An 18,314-nucleotide genomic window follows, 5' to 3' on the forward strand; every position below is an offset into this window, starting at 1 on the left:
CCCACCCGCAACCGAGAGGATCCCATGCCCCAAGTGACCCACCCCGCAGCCCAGAAGGGCGACTTCCTGGTCGACTACGAAGAGAAGGTCTTCGAGGACGTGAAGGCCGCGCCGGGCGACAAGGCGCTCGTGACCTTCCACACCGTGGCCTTCGAAGGCTCGATCGGCTTCGTCAACCTGCTGCAGGCGACGCGCCTTCAGCGCAAGGGCTTCGACACGTCGATCCTGCTCTACGGCCCCGGCGTGACGCTCGGCGTCAAGCGCGGCTTTCCGAAGCTGGGCGACGCCGCCTTTCCCGGCCACCAGAATTTCAACGAGCAGATCACCAAGTTCATCGCCGAGGGCGGCAAGGTCTATGCCTGCCGCTTCGCGCTGCAGGCGCTCTACGGCCACGGCGAAGGTGCGCTGATCGAGGGCATCCGGCCGATCAACCCGCTGGACGTGCTCGACATCGTGCTGCTGCACCGCAAGGAAGGCGCGTTCATCCTCGACACCTGGACGCTCTGAGGCTGTCCGGCACAGGAGCACCCATGGCCACCACGAAGAAGACCGTGCGCGCGGCCGCCGCGCAGATCGCACCCGACATCGACAGCAGCGAGGGCACGCTCGCGCGCGTGCTCGAGACCATCGAGCAGGCGGCCCGCAAGGGGGTGGAGCTGATCGTCTTCCCGGAGACCTTCGTGCCCTACTACCCCTACTTCTCCTTCGTGCAGCCGCCGGTGCGGCAGGGCGCCGACCACCTGCTGCTGATGCAGCGCGCGCCCACCGTGCCGGGGCCTGTCACCGAGGCGGTGGCGCAGGCGGCCCGGCAGGCCGGCATGGTGGTGGTGCTGGGCGTCAACGAGCGCGACCACGGCAGCCTCTACAACACGCAGCTGCTCTTCGATGCCGACGGCCGCCTGCTGCTGAGGCGCCGCAAGATCACGCCGACCTACCACGAGCGCATGGTCTGGGGCCAGGGCGACGGCAGCGGCCTGAAGGCGGTGGACACCCGCGTCGGACGCGTCGGCGCCCTCGCCTGCTGGGAGCACTACAACCCGCTGGCCCGCTACGCGCTGATGGCCGACCACGAGCAGATCCACTGCGCCCAGTTCCCCGGCTCGCTGGTCGGGCCCATCTTCGCGGAGCAGATGGGCGTGACCATCCGCCATCACGCGCTCGAATCGGGCTGCTTCGTGGTCAATGCGACCGGCTGGCTGCACGAGGAGCAGATCCGCCGCCTGGCGCCCGACGAAAGCCTGCAGGGCGCGCTGCGCGGCGGCTGCCACGCCGCGATCGTCTCGCCGGAAGGCAAGTACCTGGCCGAGCCGCTCACGGAGGGCGAAGGCCTGGTCATCGCCGACCTGGACCTGGCGCTGATCGACAAGCGCAAGCGGATGATGGACTCGGTGGGCCACTATGCGCGGCCCGAGTTGCTGAGCCTTGCCATCCGGCGCGAGGCCGCGGCCACCACCCGGGCGCTCGATGCCGCCGCGGTCGAGCTTGCTCCCCCGCTTTCCGCCATGAACGACGCCGTCGTGCCGGAGGCCGCATGAGGGCCGCTCCCAAGGCGGATACCGCAGCCGCAGGCGAAGGTCGTCCAGTGAACACCGCCACACGCGACTTGATGACCGAGCTCCAGACCCGCGGCCTGCGACTGGAATTTCCCCAGGCAGGCGCCGCCAGCCGCCGCGGCGGCGCGGGCCCCTCGGACCACAAGGCCGTCACCGTCGACGGCGTGACGCTGATGGTGCCCGTGCACACGCACGGCGCCTTCGACTCGCCCTTCATCGCCGGCGCGCCCGGCGCCGACGGTAGCGCCATCCTGCGGCGCGGCACCATCCCGATTGCGCAGATCGCCTTTCCGCGCACGCCCCGCTTCTATGGCCGCCAGACCGCGGACGGCATTCCCTACCAGCAGATCGCCACGCTGCACGGCACCGACGTGCTGGCCACCACCGTGCTGCAGACCTGCATCCGCTACGAGAGCCGGCGCAAGGCCTGCCGCTTCTGCGCCATCGGCCAGTCGCTGGCGGCCGGGCGGACCATCGAGCGCAAGACGCCGGCGCAACTGGCCGAGGTCGCCCGGGCCGCGGTCGAGCTCGACGGCGTGCGCCACATGGTGATGACCACCGGCACGCCGCCGACGCGCGACCGTGGTGCGCTGATCCTCTGCGAGAGCGCCGAGGCGGTGAAGGCCGCGGTCGACCTGCCGATCCAGGTCCAGTGCGAGCCGCCGGACACCGATGCCTGGTTCCGGCGGATGAAGGACGCGGGCGCCGACACCCTCGGCATGCACATCGAAGTCGTCGGCGATGACCTGCGCCGGCAGATCCTGCCGGGCAAGGCCGAGGTGCCGATGAGCCGCTACTGGGAGGCCTTCGAGGCGGCCGTGGACGTGTTCGGCCGCGGCCAGGTCAGTACCTACCTGCTGGCCGGGCTGGGCGACAGCGCGCAGGCCCTGCTCGACGCGAGCCGGCGCCTGTTGTCGATCGGCGTCTATCCCTTCGTCGTGCCTTTCGTGCCGATCAGCGGCACGCCGCTCGAAGACCATCCGCCGCCGGGCGCCGACTTCATGCAGTCGGTGCTGCAGCCGCTGGGGGCCATGGTGCGCGAAGCGGGCCTGCGGGCGGGCGACATCAAGGCCGGCTGCGGCCGCTGCGCGGCCTGTTCCACCCTCTCCGTTTTCGAGGACGCCGAGGAAGCGGCCACGGCCTGAGTTCCGGGAGACACATCATGATGAACGTCCTGCTCGACGCGGCGGCCTGGTCGGTCCCGCCCGCCGCCGCCACGCGCCCCAGCACCAGCGCCTTCCGCATCCAGTGGGCCAGCATCCCGTGGATGCAGCGCGAAGCCCTGGCCCTGCGCCGCCAGGTCTTCTGCGAGGAACAGCGCCTGTTCGACCGCGACGACCGCGATGCGATCGATGCGCAGGCGGGCACGCGGCTGCTGGTCGCCTGTTCGACCCTGGCCGGCCTGCCCGACGAAGTGGTCGGCACCGTGCGCATCCACGAGGCGGAACCCGGCCTGTGGTGGGGCTCGCGCCTGGCGGTCGCCGCACCCTGGCGCCGCCACGCCGCGCTGGGGACCGGACTGATCCGCCTGGCCGTGAGCAGCGCCCATGCACGCGGCTGCCGCGAGTTCCTCGCCCACGTGCAGGTGCAGAACGTGCCGCTCTTCGAGCGCCTGCATTGGCGCCAGGAGGCCACCGTCATGCTGCAGGGCGCGCCGCATGCGCAGATGCGGGCGGACCTGCGGCACTACCCCCCTTGCCGCAACCCCGAAGGCGGCTTCGTGCTGTCCGGGGGCCCATCGTCATGAGCGCCCGCCCGGCCGTTCCGAAGAGGGCGCATACCGCAGCCGAAGGCGAAGGTATTCCCATGAGCAGCGCGCAGGGCATCCTCGCCTCGCTGCTCGACGCGCTGCGGCACGGCCGCGGCTTCGCGCACAAGCGCGACATCGCGCAGGTGATGGCGGGGCTGGGCCACGATGCGGCCGATGCCGCGCGCACGGCCGTCCCCAACGGCGACGACTGCGCGGTGCTGCCCTTGCCGGGTGGCGGCTACCAGCTGCTGGCCATCGAGGGCCTCATGCCCGACTTCGTCCGGCAGCAGCCCTGGTTCGCGGGCTACAGCGCAGTGATGGTCAACCTCAGCGACGTCGCGGCCATGGGCGGGCGACCCGTCGCCGTGGTCGATGCGCTCTGGAGCAGTGCGGCCTCCGACAACGGCGCCCGCGTGATCGAGGGCATGCAGGCCGCCTGCCGGCAATACGGCGTGCCGCTGGTCGGCGGGCACACCAACCTGCGCAGCGCCACGGACCAGCTGGCCGTGGCGGTGCTCGGCCGGGCCGAACGGCTGATCTCCAGCTTCGCCGCCCGCCCGGGCGACAGGATCGTGATGGCGGTCGACCTGCGCGGCGCCTGGGAGGGCGATGCGCCTTTCTGGAACGCGAGCACCCGCGCGCCGGCCCCACGGCTGCAGGCCGACCTCGCCGTGCTGGCGGAACTGGCCGGCGAAGGCCTGTGCGATGCCGGCAAGGACATCAGCATGGCCGGGGTGCTGGGCACCCTGCTGATGCTGCTGGAATGCTCGGGCCGCGGTGCCCGCGTCAGCCTGGACGCCCTGCCCGTGCCGCCGCCCTCCGCGGGCTGGCGCGGCTGGCGCGACCCGGCGCCCGAGGCCCACGCCGCGCGCCTGCGCTGGCTGAGCGCCTTCCCGAGCTATGGCTTCTTGCTCTCGCTGCGGCCCGGGCAGTGCGCGGCCGTGACGCAGCGCTTCGCCCAGCGCGGCATCGCCTGCGCCGACATCGGGGAAGTCACGGCCGCAACCCGTGTCGACGTCGAGTTGGACGGCGCGACCGAGACGCTCTGGGACCTGGGCCGCGCGGGCTTCATCCTGCCGTCGCGACCGACCGGCGCGCCGGTCAACGAGGCGCCCTGCCATGCCTGAGGCCCTGCACGTCGGCCTGCTGATGCACAGCGTGCTGCCGCGCGGCGGCGTGGTGCACACGCTGGAGCTCGGCCTGGCGCTCGCCAGGCAGGGCATTCGCGTGACGGTGATGGCGCCCCTGGAGCCCGGCCAGACGCTTTTCCGCGCACTGCCGGCCGCGCTGCCGATCGGCTTCATGCCGCTTCGCATGGCCACGCCCCGCAGTACGGCGATGGCCGACCAGGTGGGTGAGCGCATCGACGCGCTGGCGCGTGCGCTGCCGCCGGCCATCCGGGCATCGGGCGTCGGCATCGTCCACGCACAGGACAGCCTCAATGGCGCGGCGCTGGCCCGGATCTCGCCGGCCGTGCCCTGGATGCGCACGGTCCATCACCTCGACAGCTTCGGCGATCCGCGGCTGGCCGGCTGGCAGGACCAGGCCTGGCGCTCGGCGCGCGTCGTGTGCTGCGTGAGCGACGGCTGGCTGCAACGGCTGCGCATCGAGCCCGAGGCGCCGCCGGTGCTGCGCGTCTTCAACGGCGTGGACCTGCACCGCTTCACGCCGGCGGCCTCGCCCGGAGACGAAGCCGCGCTCGCGGCGCTCGTCGCCGAAGGGCTGGACGACGCGCCGCTTGTCCTGGCCCTCGGCGGCGTCGAGGCGCGCAAGAACAGCGCGATGCTGCTGCGCGGTTTCGCGCGCCTTCGCCGCGAGGCGCCGGCAGCGGCGCGCGCCCGGCTGCTCGTGGCGGGCGGTGCCAGCCTGCTCCAGCACGGCGCCGAACAGCAGCGCTGGCAGCGGGCCCTGCACGAGGAGGGGTTGGTCGAAGGCCCCGGGCAGGCGGTCTGGCGCACCGGCGCCGTGCCCGACGCGGCCGTGCCGGCCCTGATGCGCCGCGCGCGCCTGGTGGCCATGCCTTCGCTCAACGAAGGCTTCGGCCTGGTGGCGATCGAGGCGCTGGCCTGCGGAACGCCGGTGCTGGTCTCGCGCCGGCCGCCCTTCACCGAACACCTGCGCGGCTGCGAAGGCGTGAGCTGGTGCGATCCCGAAAACCCGAGCAGCGTCGCCGCGGGCCTGGCGCGGGCCTGGTCGCAGCCGCGCCTGCGCCATTCGCCCGCGGTGTGCCAAGCGCACAGCTGGCAGCGCAGCGCGCAGGCGCATGCCGTGATCTACGAACAAGTCCTCGAAAGCCCCACATGCCTGCAATGACCTACATGCTGCGCTGGCCCGATGCCAGCCAGACGATCGCCTACTCCCCCTCGCTGGTGATTCAGGACTATTTCGCGCCTGGATCGTCCTATGCGCTGCCGGTATTCATGGAAAAGCTGCGCGAAGCCACCGGCATCGCCAACGAACGGGTGAAGGCCAAGTTCGGATTCGCCTGCTCGCGTGCGAGCGACCAGCTCGAGGCGATCGAGGCCGAGGCCCGGCGCTTCTCCGACTTGCCGGAGGCACGGGTGGACGTGCTCTCCTTCGGCCCCGCCTGACATCCCTCGATCCATCCCGGAAACCCCATGACCACCTCCAACACACCCCTCGCAACCCGCTACTCCGTCGTCGTGATCGGCGGCGGACAGGCGGGGCTGTCCACCAGCTATTACCTGAAGAGTGCCGGCATCGACCACGTCGTGCTCGAGAAGCGCCGCATCGGCCATTCCTGGCGCAGCGAACGTTGGGACAGCTTCTGCCTCGTCACGCCGAACTGGCAGTGCCGCCTGCCCGACTTTCCCTACCGCGGCAGCGATCCGAAGGGCTTCATGCTGCGCGACGAGATCGTGGCCTACCTGGAAGCCTTCGCGCAGAAGACGCGCCCGCCCGTCATCGAGGGCGTGGGCGTGACGCGCGTCGGCCGGCATGCCGACGGTTCCCTGGAGGTGGCGACCGACATCGGCAGCTGCACCGCCGATCACGTCGTGGTCGCGACCGGCGGCTACGACATACCGATCGTGCCGCCCTGCGCGCACAGCCTGCCGCCGGACATCACGCAGCTGCATTCCGTGGCCTACCGCAATCCCGCGCAGTTGCCCGAGGGCGAAGTGCTGGTGGTGGGGTCGGGCCAGTCCGGCGTGCAGATCATGGAAGACCTCCACCTCGCCGGGCGCAAGGTGCACCTGGCGGTGGGCTCCGCGCCGCGCTCGCCGCGCATGTACCGCGGCCGCGAATCGACCGAGTGGCTGCACGACATGGGCTTCTACCAGCTCACCGTCGACCGCCATCCGCTGGGCGACGAAGCCCGGCACAAGACCAACCACTACATGACCGGCCGCGACGGCGGGCACGAGATCGACCTGCGCCGCTTCGCGCTGGAAGGCGTGAAGCTCTATGGCTCGCTCGACGACATCCGGGGAACGCGGGTCAGCTTCAGGCCGGACCTGCGCAAGAACCTCGACGACGCGGACGAGGTCTACTGCAACATCCGGCGCGACATCGACAACTACATCGCCAAGGCGGGCATCGACGCGCCGGTGGAGGCGCCCTTCGTGCCGAGCTGGGCACCGGCCTCGGACCCGACGGCGCTCGACCTCGCCGCCGCCGGCATCACGAGCATCGTCTGGGCGATCGGCTTTCGCGCGAACTATGCGTGGATCGACCTGCCGGCCTTCGACGGGCGCGGGCATCCCCGCTTCCGGCGCGGCGTGTCGCCGGTGCCGGGCTTGTATTTCGTCGGGCTGCCGTGGCTCAACACGTGGGGCTCGGGCCGCTTCCTGGGCGTGGCGGACGATGCGCGCCATCTGGTGTCGGTGATCGAAGGCTCACGGAAGATGGCGGTTCCGGCCGCACCGATCCGGCAGGACCAGATGGTGGCCGAGATGTCCGGGTAGTGCGACTGCAGGAGACGCCGTGCCGTCGGTGATGCAGCGGGCCCTGCCGCGGTGACGAGGCGCGCCGCGCCGCGGCCCTACTGCGCCCCCGCATTGGGGAAGAACAGCGGCTCACCGCCGATCTTGTAGCTCGCGATCGTCGACTGCCCCGCCGGCGAGATCACCCAGTCGACGAACTTCTGCGCTCCGGCGCTGTTGAGCTGCGGGAATTTCGCGGGACTCACCACCATCACGCCGTACTGGTTGAAGAGCCGCTTGTCGCCCTCCACCAGCACCGCCAGGTCGGCGCGGTTCCTGAAGCTCAGCCAGGTGCCGCGGTCGGCCAGCACATAGGCGCCGCTGGAGGCCGCGATGTTGAGCGCCGGCCCCATGCCGCAGCCGCATTCCTTGTAGCCGCTGCCCTTCCTGTCGTTGGGCACCGGCTGGCCCGCCTCCGCCACGCCGGTCTGCGTCCACAGCCGGCGCTCGGCGGCATCGGTGCCGCTCTTGTCGCCGCGCGAGACGAAAGGCGCGTTGGCCGAGGCGACCTTCTTCAGCGCGGCGACGATGTCCCGGCCCTTTGCCGCCGCGGGATCGTTCTTCGGGCCGACCAGCACGAAGTCGTTGTACATGACCGCATGGCGCTTCGCCGCGAAGCCCTCGGCCACGAACTTCTCCTCCGCCGCCGTGTCGTGCACGAACAGCACGTCGGCATCGCCGCGCCTGGCCATGTCGATGGCCTGCCCGGTGCCCACGGCCACCACCTTGACGTCGATGCCGCTGGCCTGCCTGAAAGCCGGCAGCAGGTGCGAGAACAGGCCGGACTGCTCGGTCGAGGTGGTGGACGCCATGGTGATGGTCTCCGCCTGCGCCGCCAGGCTGCCGGCCGCCACGGCCAGCGCGGCCAGGGCGGCCGCCAGGAACTTCAAAGACTTCATGCGAGTTCTCCTTTGACGAACAGACGGGCCGCTTCAGGAAGCGGCCCGTGAAAGAAATCATGCACCGGCAGGTCCGCCAGCACGCGGCCCTGCTCGAGGTAGATGACGCGGCTCGAGAGCCGCTTGACCTGCCCGAGGTTGTGGCTCGCGAACACCAGGGTGCGGCCGTGCGCAGCCTCGGCGATGAGCGCTTCCACCTCGCGCTTGGCGGTCGGGTCCAGGCTGGCGGTGGGCTCGTCGAGCATCAGCACCGCAGGCTTGAGCGCCCAGGCGCGCGCCAACGCCATCCGCTGCTGCTGCCCGCCCGACAGCGTCCGCGCATTGCGCCCCGCGAGGCCCTCCAGCCCGACCCGCGCCAGCGCCGCCAGCGCCTCCTGCTGCGCGCTGCGCCAGGGCATGCCGCGCAGCCAGAGCGCCAGCGCGACGTTGTTGCGCACGCTCATGCGCAGCATGTGCGGGCGCTGGAACAGCATGGCCTGCGCCTCCCGCGGCACATGGCCGCTGAAGGCGCCGGCGGCGTGCGGCACCAGCCCGTGCAGCACGCGCAGCAGCGTGCTCTTGCCGCTGCCGTTGGCGCCGATCAGCGCGACGCGCTCGCCGGCATGGATCGACAGCGTGGCGCCCACCAGCGCCGGCACGCGGCCATAGCGCACGTCGATCCCCTGCAAGGAGAACAGAGCTCGGCTCACGATGCGACATCCACGCGGCGCAGACCGGCTGCATCGGCCGCGCCGCCGTCCACGCGCTCGCGCCAGCCGCGCAGCGCGCTGATGGCGAGGTTGAGCAGGAGCACCACGCCCAGCAGCACCAGCCCAAGGGCCAGCGCGAGCGGGAGGTCGCCCTTGCTGGTCTCCAGCGCGATGGCGGTGGTCATCACGCGCGTGAAGCCGTCGATGTTGCCGCCCACGATCATCACGGCGCCGACCTCCGACACCGCGCGGCCGAAGGCGGCGATCAGCACCGTGACCAGCGCATAGCGCTCGTCCCACACCAGCAGCAACGCCCGCATCAGGCCGCCGGCACCGAGCGAACGCAGCTGCTCGCCGTGGGCGCGGTCCGCGTCCTCGATGGTCTGCCGCGTCAGCGCGGTGACCACCGGCAGCACCAGGATGGACTGGGCCAGCACCATCGCCTTGAAGGAGAACAACCAGCCCAGGAAGCCCAGCGGCCCCGAGCGCGAGAGCAGAAGATAGATCACCAGACCCACCACCACCGAGGGCAGGGCCAGCAGCGTATTGAGCACGGCGAGGAGCAGGCCGCGGCCCGGAAAGCGCGCCACGGCGAGCCAGGCGCCCAGCCACAGGCCCAGCCCGCAGGCGAGCAGGCAGGCGATGCCGCTGACCGCGAGCGAACGGCCGACGATCGCGAACAGCGCCGGGTCGGCGGAGACGAGGAGGTGCCAGGCGGCAGCGGCACTGTCGGTGAAGGTGTTCATGGACGCAGGCACGTCAACGCGCCAGGCGCTGCGCCAGCCGGCGCAGGGTGTCCGCGCTGCGGTTCCTGCCGTCCTCGCTCCACAGCTGCGCCAGTTCGGAGACCCGGGGATCGGCCACGCGGACCAGCGCCTGCCGGGCCCGCGACGCGAGCGCGCGGATCTCCGCCGGCGCCGTGCTCGCCAGGCAGGGCGCCACCGGCGCGCGCTTCGCCGCTCCCCCGCGCTCGAGCGCATGGGCGATGACCTCGGCGGCGGCCACCGCCACCGCGCCGTCATCGGCCTCGACGTAGCTGGCGACGAGGGCCATGTCGATCGCCTCCGGGACCAGGGCGGCATCCGCCGTCTCGGCGCATTGGGCCAGCCAATCCTGGGCTGCGTCGTTGTCCAGGGCGCCGTCGCCCCAGGCGCCGGCATGGGCTGCGAGGCACGTCGACAGCACCAGGGCGCCGAGGCAAGTGTTCTTCAACTGGGCGTACATCGATCTCACGTCTTCTTCGTCGGGGCCGGCGCCAATTCGGGCGGCAGCACGAATTCTCCTTCAGGGCCGAGCCCGGTCGGCAGCTCCAGCCGCCGTGCGAGCTGCGCGGCATCGTAGGGCGCGTGCACCGTGCCTGAGTGGCCGCTTCGTGGAACGGCGAAGCCAGCTGCGCCCCTCCATCCGCTCGTCGTGCCGGCGCGCAAGGGCCAGCGCGGCGTGGGTGTCGCGCGGCAGCAGCAAGAAGAAGTCCTCGAAGCGTTCCGGCTGGTAGGCCATCGACGGCGGGAACTGCCACAGGATCGGTCCCAGCTTGGCGCGCAGCGCCAGCACGCCCGAGGCGAGGAGGTTGGCGAGCGCCGTCTCCACGTCCTTCAGCCGCAGCTGGTGCGTAATGTAGCGCGAGCCCTTGACCGCAAACACGAAGCCCTCGGGCGTCTCGTCATGCCAGGCCTCGTAGGACTCCGGCCGCTGCAGCGAATAGAAGGAGCCGTTGAGCTCGATCGTGGACAGCATGCGCGAGGCGAAGGCAAGCTCCAGGCGCTGGGGCAGCCCCTTCGGATAGAACCTGCCGCGCCAGGGCGCATAGCGCCAGCCTGAGATGCCGATGCGCGCTTCGCCGGATCTTGCAGCCATGATGTCCTGGCCTCGGGTGGTGGCGGACCCGCGCGGGATGCCGGGCCTCGGCGTGCGATTCTGTGCCGCAGCCCGGCCCAGCCGTGAAGGACAAGGCCGCACGCGCGGCGACCGCTATGCTGCCTTTTCTGCGCGCGTGCCCAGCCCCAGGTAGGTGTCGATGATGCGGCGGTCGTGCAGCAGCTCGGAGGCTGCACCTTGCAGCGCGACCGCGCCCATCTCCAGCACGTAGGCCCGGTCCGCCACCTGCAGCGCGGCGCGCGCGTTCTGCTCCACCAGCAGCACCGACACGCCATGCTGGCGCAGCGAGGACACCACCTGCAGCACCTCGCGCACGATCAGCGGAGCCAGGCCGAGCGAGGGCTCGTCCAGCATCAGCAGGCGCGGCCGCGCCATCAGCGCGCGGCCGATGGCCAGCATCTGGCGCTCGCCGCCCGAGAGCGTGGAGGCCAGCTGCGCGCGGCGCTCGGCCAGGCGCGGGAAGATGGCAAAGACCTCGTCCATGCGCTGGCGCTGGTCGCGCTCGCCGCGCCACCAGCGCGAGAAGCCGCCCAGCAGCAGGTTGTCCTCCACCGGCATCTCGCCGAAGAGCTCGCGCTTCTCGGGCACCAGGCCGACGCCGCGCGCCACCATGGCCTCGACGCTGATGCGCGTCATGGGCTCGCCGCCCAGCAGCAGGCGGCCGCGCGAAGGCAGCAGGCCCATGGCTGCGCACAGCAGCGTGGTCTTGCCGGCGCCGTTGGGTCCGATCACGGTCACGATCTCGCCTGCATCGACCCGCAGGTCGATGTGGTGCACGGCCTCGACGGGACCGTAGGAGACGCAGAAGTCTTTGAGCTGGAGGAGTGGAGACGTATTCATCGAGCGGCTCTGTCTTGCTCCCTCTCCCTCTGGGAGAGGGTGGGGGTGAGGGCATGCGGCGGTCGATGAGGCACCTGCCTGATCAGGCGCCCGGTGCCCTCACCCCAGCCCTCTCCCAGAGGGAAAGGGAGTAAAGCCGGCGCCTTCATGCTGTCTGCTCCTTCGGCCGCTGAACCGCCAGCGCCTGCGGCGCCGGCTCGTCGACGCCGCCCAGGTACGCGTCCAGCACCTTGGGATCGGCCTGTACCTCGGCCGGCGTGCCGCGCGCAATGACGGCGCCGAACTCCAGCACGGTGATGCGATCGGCCAGGTTCATCACGAACTCCATGTCATGTTCCACCACGAGAATGCCCAGGCCCTCGGCGCGCAGCTGGTCGAGCAGCGTCGCGAGGGCGCGCTTCTCCAGGTGGCGCAGCCCGGCCGCCGGCTCGTCGAGCAGCAGCACCGCGGGATGGCCGGCCAGGGCGCGGGCGATCTCCACCACCCGCTGCTGGCCGAGCGCGAGGGCGCCCGCCGGCACGTCGGCGAACTCGGCCAGGCCGCAGCGCTCGATCTGCCGGCCCGCTTCGGCCAGCAGGGCCGCTTCTTCCGCGCGGTCCAGGCGCAGCATGGAGGCGATCCAGCCGCGCTGGCCGCGCCGGTGCGCGCCCAGCGCCACGTTCTCGATCACCCGGCGCTGGCCCAGCAGGCGCACGTGCTGGAAGGTGCGGCCCAGGCCCAGCGCGGCGAAGTCGCGCGACGGCTTGCCGGTCATGGCCTTGTCCATCAGGCGCACCTCGCCCTCGGTGGGATCGTCCACGCCCGAGATCATGTTGAAGAAGGTGCTCTTGCCGGCGCCGTTGGGTCCGATCAGCGCATGGATCTCGCCGGCCTTGACGTCGAGGTTGACCGCGTCGTTGGCCACCAGGCCGCCGAAGCGCTTGGTCACGGCCCTGGCATCGAGCACCGTGCGGCCGCGCGTGGGCAAGGCGGCCTGCGGCAGCGCCAGCACCCGGCGCGGCGGGCGCGCCGCGACCGGCTTCAGGAAGCGGCCGCCGAGACGCGCCAGCGTAGGCCACAGGCCGTCGGCGAAGCGCTGCAGCACCACCAGCATCAGCAGCCCGAACACGATCACCTCGAAGTTGCCGCTGGAGCCCAGCAGGCTGGGCAGGATGTTCTGCAGTTGCTCCTTCAGCAGCGTGATCAGCGCCGCGCCCAGCACCGCGCCCCACAGGTGGCCGGCACCGCCCACCACCGCCATGAAGAGGTACTCGATGCCGATGTTGAGGTTGAAGGGCGTGGGGTTGATGAAGCGCTGCATGTGCGCATAGAGCCAGCCCGAGAGCGCCGCCATCAGCGCCGCCAGCACGAAGACCTTGATGCGGTAGCGGCCGGTGTCCACGCCCATGGACTCGGCCATCACCCGCCCGCTCTTGAGGGCGCGGATGGCGCGGCCTTCGCGCGAATCCAGCAGGTTGTGCAGCGCCCACAGCGCCAGCAGCAGCACACCCCAGATCACCACGCCCAGGGAGCGCGGCGAGGCCAGGGACAGGCCGCCGACCACGATGGCCGGCACGCCGGCCACGCCGGTGTGGCCGCCGAGGAACTCGAGGTTGCCGAACAGGAAATAGAAGCTCAGGCCCCAGGCGATGGTGCACAGCGGCAGGTAGTGGCCCGACAGGCGCAGCGTGATCGCGCCCAGGCCCCAGGCGATGAAGAAGGTGACCACGATGCCGAACAGCAGGCCGAGCCAGGGCAGCAGCGCGGGACTGATGCCGCCCAGCGCGGCCGCCACCATCGGCGAGGTGCAGACCCAGGCGGTGGCATAGGCGCCGGCACCGACGAAGGCGGCCTGGCCGAAGGAGGTCATGCCGCCCACGCCGGTCAGCATGACCAGGCCGGCCGCCACCAGCGCATAGAGGCCGATGTAGCTGAGCACCGTGACCGAGAAGTCCGGCAGGAAGCCCCACACCGCGGCGAGCGCGACGATGAAGGCAAGCGTCAGGTGCCGGCGCGTCATTCCTCATCCTCCACGTGACGGCTGGAAAGCGAACGCCACCACAGCACGGGAATGATCAGCGTGAAGACGAACACTTCCTTGAACGCGCTGGCCCAGAACGAGGAAAACGCCTCCAGCTGGCCGACGATCAGCGCGCCCACCAGCGCCAGCGGATAGCTGGCCAGCCCGCCGACGATGGCGGCGACGAAGCCTTTGAGGCCGATCAGGAAGCCGGTGTCGTAGTAGATGGTGGTGATGGGCGCGATCAGCAGGCCCGACACCGCACCGATCAGCGCCGCGAGCGCGAAGCTCAGGTCACCCGAGAGACCGGTCGGGATGCCCATCAGCCGCGCACCGACGCGGTTGATGGCGGTGGCGCGCAGCGCCTTGCCGACGATCGAGCGCTCGAAGAACAGGAACATCAGCACCACCAGCGCGGCGGTGACCGCCACCACCACCAGCGCCTGGCCGGTGATCGCGACACCGCCCAGGTCCAGGCGCATCTCCGAGAAGGCCGGCGTTCGCGAACCCTCCGCGCCGAAGAAGAGCAGGCCCAGGCCGACCAGCACCCCGTGCAGCGCCACCGAGACGATCAGCAGCGTGAGCACGGTCGCGTCGGCCAGCGGCCGGTAGGCCAGGCGGTAGAGCAGCGGACCCAGCGGCACGATCACCGCAATCGCGGTCAGCGTCTGCGCGAGCAGCGACTCGGGGCGCAGCAGCAGCACCAGCGCGCAGCTCACCAGCGGCAGCACCACGCACCAGGCCAGCGTCGAGGCCCAGTCCACCGCCGCGCCACGCTTCCAGCGCCACAGCTCCACCACCAGCGCGGCCACCGCCAGCACCAGCAGCAGCCACAGCGTGGCCGGCACCTTGCCTGCCTGCAGCGCCACCATCGACAGCGCGCTGAAGGCGACGAATTCCCCTTGCGGGATGAAGATGACGCGGGTCACGGAGAACACCAGCACCAGGGCCAGTGCCATGAGTCCGTAGATCGCCCCGTTGACGATGCCGTCCTGCCCCAGGATCAGGGCGATTTGCGTGTCCATGCAGCTCCTCCGGCGCGGCGCGCGCGAGCCCGGCGCGTCGTCGGCGCCAGGCCCGCGTGCGCCGTCGCGCGCACGCTTTGGTTGCGGGATCTCAGCTCAGATGACCGGGTCGGACCGGATCAGTCTTGAGGTTGGTATTTCCAGGCGCCGTTCTCGATCTTGACCATCACGCGGGCGCGCTGGTCGAGGCCCAGGTGGTCGGTCGCCGACATCGTGAAGATGCCATGGGCGCCAGCGACGTTCTTCACGCCTTCGAGCGCATCGCGCAGCGCGGCGCGGAAGGCCGGCGTGCCGGGCTGGGCCGACTTCAGCGCGACCGGAATCGCGGCGCTCATGATCAGGCCGGCGTCCCAGGCATGGCCGCCGAAGGTGGACACGCTGCCCTTGCCGTTGGCGGCCTCGTAGGCCTCCACGTAGGCCTTCGCGGACTTCTTGACCGGGTGCGAGTCCGGCAGCTGCGAGGCGACCAGCATCGGGCCCGACGGCAGCAGCGTGCCTTCGACGTCCTTGCCGCCGACACGCAGGAAGTCGCCATTGGCCACGCCATGGGTCTGGTAGATCTTGCCCGCGTAGCCGCGCTCCTTGAGCGTCTTCTGCGGCAGCGCGGCCGGCGTGCCGGAACCGGCGATCAGGATCGCGTCGGGCTTGGCCGAGATCAGCTTCAGCGTCTGGCCGGTGACCGAGGTGTCGCTGCGGCCGTAGCGCTCGTTGGCCACGATCTTGAGCTTCTTGAGATCGGCGGCCTTGGTGAATTCCTGGAACCAGCCTTCGCCGTAGGCATCGGAGAAGCCGATGAAGCCGATCGATTTCACGCCGTTGGCCGCCATGTGCTCGGCGATCGCGAGCGACATCATGATGTCGTTCTGCGGCGTCTTGAACACCCACTTGCGCTTGGCGTCCATGGGCTCGACGATGCGCGCCGAGGCGGCCATCGAGATCATCGGCACCTTCTCCTCGGCGACCACGTCGATCATGGCCAGGGAGTTCGGCGTGACGGTCGAACCGATGACGACGTCGACCTTGTTCTCGCTGATCAGCTTGCGCGTGTTCGAGACCGCGGCGGTGGTGTCGGAGGCGTCGTCCAGCACGATGTAGTTGACCTTCTGCCCGCCGATGGTCTTGGGCATGAGCGCGATGGTGTTCTTCTCCGGGATGCCCAGGGAAGCGGCCGGCCCGGTCGCCGACAGGGTGACGCCGACGTTGATGTCGGCCTGCGCGGCGAAGGCCATGGCGCACAGCAGTGCCACGCCGAGGCGGGTGAAAGTTTTCATGTGAAGTCTCCTCAGTTGAACAATGGGGTGAGCCGTGCGTTCAGCGCTCGTCGAAGGACAGCAGCACGCGCTCGGTCAGGGGGTGCGCCTGGCACGTGAGTATGAAGCCGTTCGCGACCTCATTCTTTTCCAGCGCGAAGTTGCGCTCCATCCGAACTTCCCCTTCCAGCAGTTTTGCACGGCAGGTGCCGCACACGCCCGAGGTGCAGGAGTACGGCACCTCCAGGCCGGCGGAGGAGGCCGCGTCCAGGATGCTGGGCTGGCCCTTGGTGAAGGGGATCTCGCGGCTGACGCCGTCGCGCACGATGGTGATGCGCGCCGTCTCGGCATCGCCGGGCTGCGGCTCGTGCACCACGGCGCCGACAGTGCCGGTGGGCGACTGGGCCAGGCCGAAGCGCTCGATGTGGATGCGCTCCTCCGGCACCCCGGCCGCCAGCAGGGCGGCCTCGGCCTCGTCGTTCATCTGGAAGGGGCCGCACACGTAGACGTGGTCGATGCTCCCGGGCGGCACCAGGCCCTGCAGGAACTCGGCGATCTTCTCGCGGTTCATCAGGCCGGCGTTGATCGGCACGTCGGTGTGCTCGTCCGAGAACACGTGCTGCAGCACCAGGCGCGACATGTAGCGGTTCTTCAGGTCCTCGATCTCCTCCTTGAACATCGTGGACTTGAGCTGGCGGTTGCCGTAGATCAGGGTGAAGCGCGAGTGCGGCTCGCGCGCCAGCACCGTCTTCATGATCGACAGGATGGGCGTGATGCCGCTGCCGCCTGCGATGCCCACGTGGTGGCGCCGCGCCTCGCGATCGAGGGGCACGAAGAAGCGGCCCTGCGGCGCCATGACCTGCAGGGTGTCGCCCGGCTGGAGGCTGCTGTTGATCCAGTTGGAGAACACGCCCTGCTGCACCTTGCGCACGCCCACGCGCAGCTCGCCGTCGTCGACGCCGGCGCAGATGGAGTAGGAACGGCGCAGGTCCTGGCCGTCGATCTCCTTGCGCAGCGTGAGGTACTGGCCCTGGGTGAACCCGAAGACGCCGCGCAGGTCTTCCGGCACGTCGAAGGAGACGATCACCGCCTCGGCGGTGTCGGGCTCGATGCTGCGCACGCGCAGCGGGTGGAAGATGACGCTCATGTGACGCTCGTGGCTCAGATGGGTTTGAAGTGCTCGAAGGGCTCGCGGCAATCGAGGCAGCGGTAGAGCGACTTGCAGGCGGTGGCACCGAAGGCCGACAGCCGCTCGGTATGGGCGCTGCCGCAATGCGGGCAGGCCACGGGTTGGGCGGCCTGGCGGCGCACCAGGCGGATCGGGACGGCGCCGCCCGGCAGGGCAGCCGCGCCCGGCGGCGCAATGCCGTGCTCGCGCAGCTTGCGCTTGCCGTCGGCGCTGAGCCAGTCGGTGGTCCATGCGGGGGCGCGGCGCAGGGTCACGCGCGCGGGGCCAAGGCCTGCGGCCTCGATGGCATCGAGCACGCTGCGCTCGATGACCTCGGTGGCGGGACAGCCCGAGTAGGTCGGCGTGAGCACGATCTCGAGGCCATCGGCCTGCGGCACGACCTCGCGCACGATGCCCAGGTCGCAGACCGACAGCGCCGGCACCTCGGGGTCGAGCACGGTGTCGAGCACTTCCCAGGCACGCGCGATGCGCGCCTCGTCGGCCATGGGCAGCGGCATGGCAACCATCACCACACCCCGCCGGGATAGGCCCGCTGCAGGTGCTGCATCTCGGCCAGGATGTAGCCCATGTGCTCGCTGTGCACGCCGCGCTTGCCGCTGCTCATGAAGGCCGATTCGGCCGGCATGGCGAGGGTCGCTTCATCGAGCACGGCGCCCATCTCGGCGAACCAGGCCTCGCGAAGATCGGACCAGGCCGGGCCCAGGCCGCTGGCGCGCGCCGCCTGGTCGACCGCGTCGGCCGCGAAGAGCTCGGGCACGTAGCGCCACAGCTGGGCCAGCGCGGCCTCCATGCGCGAGCGCGATTCCTCGGTGCCATCGCCCAGGCGCACCACCCAGTCGGCCGAATGCTGCTGGTGGTAGCGCGCCTCCTTGAGGGCCTTGCCGGCGATCGCGGCCACCTCGGCGTCGCTCGATCCCTCCAGCCTTTCCCACATCAGCTTGAGGAGGGTCGCGGCCATCGCGTTGCGCAGCACGCTGAAGGCGAAGTCGCCGCGCGGCAGCTCGACCAGCGTGGCGTTGAAGTAGTCGCGCTCGTCGCGCAGGAAGGCCAGTTGGTCCTCGTCGTGCGCACGGCCCTCCAGCTCGCCGGCGCGGGTCAGCAGCGCGCGCGCCTGGCCCAGCAGGTCCAGCGCCATGTTGCTCATGGCGATGTCCTCCTCCAGGATGGGCGCGTGGCCGCACCATTCACCCAGGCGCTGGGCGAGGATCAGGCAGGTGTCGCCCAGGCGCAGCAGGTACTGCACCTCCGGGCGGCGATCAATTTCGATGGAGGCTACGGGCATGCGGGTGTCTCTTTCC

General features: G+C 70.7%; 19 protein-coding genes and 1 pseudogene. 8 read left to right on the top strand and 12 right to left on the bottom strand.

Translation table 11 applies throughout. The annotated features are described in order from the left end of the window. The first annotated feature begins 24 nt into the window (after positions 1-24). The 8 genes from A8M77_RS05485 (at position 25) to A8M77_RS05520 (ending at position 7,229) form a co-directional block, all read left to right on the top strand. A complete protein-coding gene (locus A8M77_RS05485) occupies positions 25-507 on the top strand; it encodes an MSMEG_0572/Sll0783 family nitrogen starvation response protein (protein ID WP_077000660.1) in 483 nt (160 codons plus the stop codon). Between the two features lie 23 nt (positions 508-530). After that, positions 531-1,535 (top strand): Nit6803 family nitrilase, encoded by a 1,005-nt coding sequence (locus A8M77_RS05490; RefSeq protein WP_086920543.1) that lies wholly within the window; start codon positions 531-533, stop codon positions 1,533-1,535. A 71-nt stretch (positions 1,536-1,606) separates the two neighbouring features. Further along, positions 1,607-2,698 (top strand): MSMEG_0568 family radical SAM protein, encoded by a 1,092-nt coding sequence (locus tag A8M77_RS05495; RefSeq protein WP_086920671.1) that lies wholly within the window; start codon positions 1,607-1,609, stop codon positions 2,696-2,698. Positions 2,699-2,718: 20 nt separating this feature from the next. Continuing rightward, on the top strand, positions 2,719-3,300 hold the full coding sequence (locus A8M77_RS05500) for an MSMEG_0567/Sll0786 family nitrogen starvation N-acetyltransferase (protein WP_086920672.1): 582 nt from the start codon (positions 2,719-2,721) through the stop codon (positions 3,298-3,300). 59 nt (positions 3,301-3,359) lie between these two features. Beyond that, complete coding sequence (locus tag A8M77_RS05505; RefSeq protein ID WP_086920544.1) at positions 3,360-4,430, top strand: sll0787 family AIR synthase-like protein; 1,071 nt, start codon at positions 3,360-3,362, stop codon at positions 4,428-4,430. Next, the gene (locus A8M77_RS05510; protein ID WP_086920545.1) at positions 4,423-5,616 is read left to right on the top strand and encodes an MSMEG_0565 family glycosyltransferase; all 1,194 of its coding nucleotides are present in this window, start codon (positions 4,423-4,425) and stop codon (positions 5,614-5,616) included. The genes A8M77_RS05505 and A8M77_RS05510 overlap by 8 nt, the downstream gene beginning before the upstream one ends. Beyond that, a complete protein-coding gene (locus A8M77_RS05515) occupies positions 5,604-5,894 on the top strand; it encodes an MSMEG_0570 family nitrogen starvation response protein (protein WP_086920546.1) in 291 nt (96 codons plus the stop codon). The genes A8M77_RS05510 and A8M77_RS05515 overlap by 13 nt, the downstream gene beginning before the upstream one ends. Before the next feature lie 27 nt (positions 5,895-5,921). Continuing rightward, the gene (locus A8M77_RS05520) at positions 5,922-7,229 is read left to right on the top strand and encodes an MSMEG_0569 family flavin-dependent oxidoreductase (protein WP_086920547.1); all 1,308 of its coding nucleotides are present in this window, start codon (positions 5,922-5,924) and stop codon (positions 7,227-7,229) included. 77 nt (positions 7,230-7,306) lie between these two features. Here the strand turns inward: A8M77_RS05520 and A8M77_RS05525 are convergent, their stop codons facing one another. The 12 genes and pseudogenes from A8M77_RS05525 to paaC all read right to left on the bottom strand — a co-directional run bounded on the left by A8M77_RS05525 (position 7,307) and on the right by paaC (position 18,298). After that, a complete protein-coding gene (locus A8M77_RS05525) occupies positions 7,307-8,146 on the bottom strand; it encodes a substrate-binding domain-containing protein (RefSeq protein ID WP_086920548.1) in 840 nt (279 codons plus the stop codon). After that, entirely contained in the window at positions 8,143-8,835 is a 693-nt protein-coding gene (locus A8M77_RS05530; protein ID WP_192871552.1) for an ATP-binding cassette domain-containing protein, read from the bottom strand. The genes A8M77_RS05525 and A8M77_RS05530 overlap by 4 nt, the downstream gene beginning before the upstream one ends. Then, positions 8,832-9,581: an ABC transporter permease gene (locus A8M77_RS05535; RefSeq protein WP_086920549.1), complete on the bottom strand. Its 750-nt coding sequence runs from the start codon at positions 9,579-9,581 to the stop codon at positions 8,832-8,834. Before A8M77_RS05535 ends, A8M77_RS05530 begins: the two co-directional genes overlap by 4 nt. A gap of 13 nt (positions 9,582-9,594) precedes the next feature. After that, the gene (locus A8M77_RS05540; protein WP_086920550.1) at positions 9,595-10,059 is read right to left on the bottom strand and encodes a DUF4259 domain-containing protein; all 465 of its coding nucleotides are present in this window, start codon (positions 10,057-10,059) and stop codon (positions 9,595-9,597) included. 129 nt (positions 10,060-10,188) lie between these two features. Continuing rightward, positions 10,189-10,692: pseudogene (locus A8M77_RS05545) on the bottom strand (DUF72 domain-containing protein); the annotation flags it as partial. Positions 10,693-10,806: 114 nt separating this feature from the next. Beyond that, positions 10,807-11,553 carry an ABC transporter ATP-binding protein gene (locus tag A8M77_RS05550; protein WP_086920552.1) on the bottom strand — a complete coding sequence of 249 codons (747 nt, stop codon included), beginning with the start codon at positions 11,551-11,553 and terminating at the stop codon, positions 10,807-10,809. Positions 11,554-11,698: 145 nt separating this feature from the next. Then, positions 11,699-13,552 carry a branched-chain amino acid ABC transporter ATP-binding protein/permease gene (locus A8M77_RS05555; protein ID WP_086920553.1) on the bottom strand — a complete coding sequence of 618 codons (1,854 nt, stop codon included), beginning with the start codon at positions 13,550-13,552 and terminating at the stop codon, positions 11,699-11,701. Next, entirely contained in the window at positions 13,549-14,577 is a 1,029-nt protein-coding gene (locus A8M77_RS05560; protein ID WP_086920554.1) for a branched-chain amino acid ABC transporter permease, read from the bottom strand. The genes A8M77_RS05555 and A8M77_RS05560 overlap by 4 nt, the downstream gene beginning before the upstream one ends. Before the next feature lie 119 nt (positions 14,578-14,696). Next, positions 14,697-15,848, bottom strand: coding sequence for an ABC transporter substrate-binding protein (locus A8M77_RS05565; protein ID WP_086920555.1), 1,152 nt, complete (start codon positions 15,846-15,848; stop codon positions 14,697-14,699). Positions 15,849-15,888: 40 nt separating this feature from the next. Beyond that, a complete protein-coding gene (paaE, locus tag A8M77_RS05570) occupies positions 15,889-16,974 on the bottom strand; it encodes a 1,2-phenylacetyl-CoA epoxidase subunit PaaE (protein ID WP_086920556.1) in 1,086 nt (361 codons plus the stop codon). A gap of 14 nt (positions 16,975-16,988) precedes the next feature. Then, positions 16,989-17,522 carry a 1,2-phenylacetyl-CoA epoxidase subunit PaaD gene (gene paaD, locus A8M77_RS05575; protein WP_086920557.1) on the bottom strand — a complete coding sequence of 178 codons (534 nt, stop codon included), beginning with the start codon at positions 17,520-17,522 and terminating at the stop codon, positions 16,989-16,991. Then, entirely contained in the window at positions 17,522-18,298 is a 777-nt protein-coding gene (gene paaC, locus A8M77_RS05580; RefSeq protein WP_086920558.1) for a 1,2-phenylacetyl-CoA epoxidase subunit PaaC, read from the bottom strand. The genes paaD and paaC overlap by 1 nt, the downstream gene beginning before the upstream one ends. Positions 18,299-18,314: the final 16 nt, after the last annotated feature.

Origin of the sequence: Variovorax sp. JS1663 (assembly GCF_002157355.1) — a bacterium.
GTDB lineage: Bacteria > Pseudomonadota > Gammaproteobacteria > Burkholderiales > Burkholderiaceae_C > Variovorax.